This is a genomic window from bacterium, assembly GCA_040755795.1.
GTDB lineage: Bacteria > UBA9089 > CG2-30-40-21 > CG2-30-40-21 > SBAY01 > JBFLXS01.
The window spans coordinates 1-6,638 of record JBFLXS010000221.1 but is presented as its reverse complement, the minus strand read 5'-3'; the positions used below and the strand labels follow the sequence as shown (position 1 = coordinate 6,638).

Here is a 6,638-nt window from a genome sequence, read left to right as displayed (position 1 = left end):
ACCATCTCAGTTGGACGAAAGCCTTAAGATGAGCAGTTATCGGAAAGCCGTGTGAGGGAAAACTTCACGCACGGTTTGATGAGGGGGTGCTGGAAACAGGATAACTGTTGTAGCGTTAGTAGTTGCGCGCATCGAAAACCCAAGAACAGCTCTATTACTGCGCCAGTGCTCTACTCTACAGCCACAGATGGACACGGATGAAACACTGAAAATTCGTGAATCGTGTCCGGTATCCGTGTCCGTAGTTAGGCTGAAGGTTTTTCCTCCTGTCGTCCTCTGCCTTCTGCCCTCTGCCCTCTCTTCTCTATCCTCTGTCTTTATCCGTGCTAATCCGTCTTAATCAGTGGCTGAATAGTTACTAATCTTTTATGTGCTCTAATTTATTTTCTATGTCTTCTCTGTTCCTCAGCGTCTCTGCGGTAAATTACCACCTGAACGGTTACAATAACTGACCTATTACACAGGTCGCAAAAATTTACTTGCATTTAATTGAATTATATGGTATCATTATATATTAGGGAAATAGTAATGATTAAAAGGTGTGTTTTTCTAATATTATTTATACCGCTTAATCTCTGGGCTCAAACCTTATTAACTGAAAAATTAGTGATAGACAAAGAATTGCTTACCCCTTCTGCTAAAAAATCTACTGCCTCAAAAGTTGAAACTACCACTACAAAACAAGCATTTACCTCCCCATATCAATCATTAGCCCAGGGAGAGGTTAGCTTACTTAAACCTATCTCTAAAATAGAAGAAAAGATAGGAGAACCTGAACCTGAGGTAGAATTTGAGGTAATTATACCATATCAAATTAAACTAAAATTTGATAGAGACCACTACAACAAGATTAAAAGAGCCGCAGAAAAAATAGCCAAAATAGAAAGAAAGGAGTTGGCGGAAAGAAGGGAAAAAATCCTCGAGGAGAAACAAAAACTTATTGAAGAAGAAGAACAAAAAATGAAAGAATTAGAGATAAAAATAGCCCGGGAAGAAAAACAAAAATTTGAAGAAAAATTACAATTAATAGAAGAAGATATTGAACAGGAACTTGCTCGGAAAAGGGCAAAACAACAAGAAGAAAAAAGGATTAAAGAATTAGCCGCTAAAAAAGTAGAAGAGGAAGCAAAACTAAAAAGGGAAATTATTGAAGAAAAGGAAAAACTCGAATTAGCACAAAAAGAAGCAGAAAAATTGGCTAAAGAAAAGGCTGAAAGAGAAAAGGGGGAAAAGGAAGAAGCTCAAAGAAAGGCGATTGAAGAAAAGAAAAAATCTGAATTAGAGAAAAAAGAACCAAAAAAACTGGCTAAAAAATCTGAAAAGGAAAAAAGAAAAGAGGAAAGGAGAAAAAAGAGAGAAGAAGAATTAGCCGGACAGAAAGAGTTTGATTTGAATGCTTTCCTTGACCGCGAATTACCCATAGATTCAAAATTACAGATTGACGGGACAAAGGTAATTGATATAAAAGCAGGAAATTCTGAATTTCTTGATTCTAAACGGCGTAAAAATAAGGAAAAGCCTGGCGGTGGATTTACCTCGGGAATTAATATCAACCAGGAACTAACGGTCTTACTTCAAGGCACTATAAAAAATAAAATCAATATTAAAGTTGACTATAGTGATATTAACCAGAATAAAAAACAAAAATTCTATATAAATTATCAAGGTGATAATAAAGAGGTTGTTCAAAAGGTAGAATTTGGTGATGTTAAATTCAGTGCCCCTAACACTGAATTTGTAAACTATAATCAGCAGGTATTTGGTGTGAGTGCTGAGGCAAAATTAGGTAAGAAAACTAATCTCTGGGGTATTGCCAGTAGAAGTAAAGGAATTAGAGTAACCAAAGAATTCAAAGGAGATAGAAGAATAGTAAATATCAATCGAGCGGATACAAGTTATCTTGCCCAAAAATATTATTATTTATTCTCGCAGGAACTGGGGACGATTGCTACTCCCATTACTTTAGAGGCAGTATATATTGATGATAAAAATGGTAATAATAATAACCCACCTAAACATATTGGTCAGGCAACGGCGATAATTGGAAGTAAAACTTATACCGGCCGTTTTGATATCCAATACAACGGGGAGGATTATACCTATAATAATGGGGATAGCATCATTACCTTTAAACAAAATGTTGGTCGAGATTACATCGTGGGTGTAGTTTTTAGAGATAACACCGGTAAATATTTTCCACAACAATACTCTGGAGATATAAATAACCCGGGCACTATACTTATGATTGAACCAGGCGTAGCTTATGTAGAAGATGATATTTTTGAAATGAAAAACCGCTACACCATAGGTGAAAAAGGTATCCCAACAGATACAGACCTTAAATTAGAGATTATAGATAACGCCAGTAAGAATTTTTTTGATAAAAATAATAATAATACCAAAGATACAGGCGAATACTATTATTTACAAATCTTTGGATTGGATAATAATGGTGATGGTAAGATTGATGATAACCCGACAATCAATCAGGATTATATCGACCATGAGACCGGAATTATAGAATTTCCAGATATGACCTGTTTTGACCTGAGAGGCACAGAAACGAATCCTTTCTTAAATGCCCATATTAACGAGTTGAAAGATTATCTTGAACTCCTATCTGTTTCATATAATCCAAATGATGATTATTCCAAACAGCATAAATATACGATTATAGGGAGTTATACCACTAAAATAAAGACTTATATGTTAGGTTATTTGAACATTGTTGAAGGCAGTGAACAGATTTATGTTGATGGGAAATTATTAACGCCTAATACAGATTATTTTATTGACTATGATACCGGTTTTTTGACATTTATGCCACATATAAATATCACTGAAAATACAACGATTAAAATAGATTATGAATACACACCTTTTATCGGAACAAAATACCAGAAAACAATAGCCGGTTTGCGTGGAGAGTTTAAACTAAATGACAACTTTTCCATAGGTTCTACTTATCTTTATGAAGGTGCACAAAAGTTGAAAAAAATACCTAAGGTTTCTGACCCAACACTTGGAAATTTACAGGTAGTAGATGTCAATGCCTCGATTAAAGTTCTCCCTCTGTTGAAAAATCTGTTTAAGATGGATAATAAATTACCCCTTGATATAACTATTGGTGGGGAAGTGGCTAAATCCTTCAAGGATAAAAATACCTTTGGCTCGGCAATTATAGATTCTATGGAAGGTGTGGAGGATGCAAGGACAATTTCTATGGATGAAAACGCCTGGCAACTCGGTAGTCTGCTGCCAACAAATAAAAGGGCTAAATTATTATATTGCAAAGATAGCTATGGAAATCTTATGACCGCACCTGTTTATCGACCAATAACCGAAATATCAGGTCCTTATGATTATGAAGAGAATGTCAAATGGGAAGATGATGATACGGTAGAAGAAAATGTCCTGCGACTTCATTATACGGATTTTGGAACTGATTCCTGGATTTCTATTGTTTCCCCGCTATCTAATACGCCCATTGATTTTACTGATTATACACATTTAGAAATCTGGTTTAGAAACAGTGACCTGAATAAAATAGATGAATTGTATATTGATTTAGGTGAGGTTTCAGAAAACGCCGATGGTATAGGAGGAGAAGGAAGGTTGCCGAAAAAAGAAGATGTAAATAATGATTATGTGCTTAATCAGAATGAAGATACGGGCTGGCAATTTCAATATCTTGATGGTATAACTACTCAAATAGGCGCCGATAATAATCAACTTGATACAGAAGATTTAAACGGAGATGGTCTCTTAAGTGTCAACGAGAACTATTTTGTCTTGAATTTTAAAGAGTTTGGGGGAACGGTTAGTATTAAATATCAAATAGGAGATTGGCAGTTATGGTCTATTCCATTATCAAAGGCACAAATAGGCACCGGAACACCACGCTTGAGTGCTATTAAACATATCCGATTACGATTTAAAGGCACACAGACACCTACGGAAGGTGAAATCTGTGTTGGTGGTCTTGGACTTATTGGTAGCGGCAGATGGAGTATGGGCACGGTTACTCCTCACGGAAAAGGCACATTTACGGTTAGCTCAAAGAATGCAGAAGATGATGTTTATAGCTCCATTAGAACCTTCGCTGAGTATAAAGAACTATACCCGGATGAAGATATGAAAAGAGAAGAGGCGCTGGTATTAAAATATAACCTGGAACCAACAACCGCTGGGACTCAAACCCCTGCTACTATAACAAAAGGTTATTCCTACTGCACATTTCAGACTCAACAAGGTTATAATGATTATAAATATCTTAAATTCTGGCTCTATGGCGATAGTCAATCTGAAAAATTCTTCATAAGATTTGGGTTAAATGAAAATAATTACTTTGGATATACACTTCCGGTTGACTTCACAGGGTGGAGATTGATAAGTATTAATCTGGATGATTTTAAAAATAAACTAATTAGTGTAATTGAAGAAGAAAAAAGAAAAGGTTCAAACACACCACCTTATAATTATACCGAACTACCCTATGGCTATGAGGCGAAAAATAACCCTACCTTTGATAATATCAAATGGCTTAGCATGGGGGTTGAAAATACCTCTACCACCCAATCAATTAGCGGCGAAATTTATGTTAATGAAATTCATTTATCTGAGGCGAAAGAATCAAATGGTATGGCAAGAAAAGTTGCAATTAATACTAAATTTAAAGATTATCTTAGCCTTGATTGGAGTGAAAAGGTCATAGATGGTGAATTTGAATGTATTGGTCGAGCACCTCAAAATGATGATACGACAAGACAAGATTTAACTTTAAATTTCACCAGGATAAAATTTTTACCGCTTAAATATGAATGGTTTCATGACATCAGCAAACTTGACCCACTTGTTGGTCAAAATATGCTTAATAACAATTGTGGGCAAACTACGGCAAAATACCAGAAATTATCAACAAATTTTAAGATTAAGGAACTCGCTAAAAAAATACCAAAGTTTCCGGATATTACTCTTAACGCCTGGGGCGACCGTAAGATAATCAATACCGACCGCCGAAGTAAAAAAGAGGATGAAACTTATGAAAATCTACACGGCGATACGACTTATGTCTACAATTACACATTTCCAAAGAAGATATTCAGGTGGATACCAACGGGTGAAAAACTTGGTCTTACCTCAACTTATAAACATAACGAAGATTGGTCAAAAAAGGAATATCAGGTAGAAACAACAAAAAATGAACGAATCCTAACCAGAAGCCAGGATGAACGAGTGGATTTAGAATGGACGCCAATAAAAACATTAACAGGCAAATCTATGTCTAACTTTACTCAAACCTTGAAAAAAACACAAAATTTGGCTCAGGATGATACAAAATATTACCTTACTTCAAGGAAACTTGAACAAAAGTTTGACCGAATAGTTTATAGTGGTATTCCCTTTATCAATCCTCGAGTTGACAGCGGGATGATATACCAGGAATCTTATGCAGGAACATCTACCAATCGGAGAAAGGATATTAATACCAGCGCTCATTTTGGACTGACTTCGGAAAAAGAACTGAATCTTTTTGAGTGGTTTCCGAAATTAAAAGGTTGGCCAAGATATAAGATTTTTACCTTTACCCCTAAATTTACCCTTGATGTCTCGGCTAATTATAATAATCTTTTAGCCGAATTAGATTTGTTGGACTGCATAAAAAATATTTATAATGATTATTATAAAGGTCAGTTATTAAAAGGAGAGGGGCCAAAAACAGGTCAATATCCGTCATTTGGCGGTGAGCGAAGGTCAGCCAGCAATAAACGGGGATATGAGTTAAGAAGTAATTGGTATACGCCATGGAAACCTCTGGAAAAAACATCTTTGAATTATACTAAAACGGATGAAAAAGGTCAAAACCAGAGTTCCTTAACCTGGTCATTAACCGATTCCTATGAGTTAGATATGGGAATTAATTTATTGACGGCGTTCCCAAAATATAACAAATTGTTAGGCACATCTTCCTCAGATAGAACATATTTTACCAATAAATATACCTGGAGTAAAACACAATCCAATGAAACAACGATTAAAACTCAACTTCAACCATCTCTAATCTGGAAACGAAAATGGAAACAAGGATTAGATACAGAGTTTAAATTAGACCATCAAAACTCTAAAACCAAAAAACAAGGGGGGCTTAACGACTCGCTATTTAATATTACACCCAGTTTTCTAATAAAGCATGATATTACAAGACCACAACCAGTTAAACTCCCATTTGGCCGTAAACTTACTCTGAACAAAAGACTTACAACCGATACCATTCTAAAAATTAAGTTAGAAAAGAAAAAAGAAAACAATAGAATCACCGTCCATACAAATGAATATTCAGTTGATATGAGTGGAACTTATGAATTACAAAAGAATGTTACTGGCACATTAGGTGGGAAGATAGGTTATACTCAAAATAAATTAGAAAAGGATAAAAATTTCTACGGTTACGAGGCACGATTCAGGGTGAACTTTAAGTTTTAGGTAACTATTCAGCCACAGATGGACACGGATTAGTAACCGTTCAGGCTATATATCAAAAGTGTAAGAAAGGGGATAAGGAGATAAGGGTGATATGGAGATAAGATAATAGAAATAGATTGAAATTTATAGAAATAGGTAGAAATTGATTGTGGAAA

The 6,638-nt window shown here is 35.2% G+C and carries 1 protein-coding gene; it reads left to right on the top strand.

The features are described 5' to 3' along the window. Nucleotides 1-498: 498 nt before the first annotated feature. Nucleotides 499-6,483, top strand: a complete 5,985-nt coding sequence (locus AB1414_13285; protein MEW6608397.1) for a carbohydrate binding domain-containing protein — start codon at nucleotides 499-501, stop codon at nucleotides 6,481-6,483. The last annotated feature ends 155 nt before the right edge of the window (nucleotides 6,484-6,638 follow it).

Bases quoted from the DNA above. Each gene is read 5' to 3' on its own strand.
- AB1414_13285 (MEW6608397.1), top strand. From the start codon at position 499: ATGGTATCATTATATATTAGGGAAATAGTAATGATTAAAAGGTGTGTT.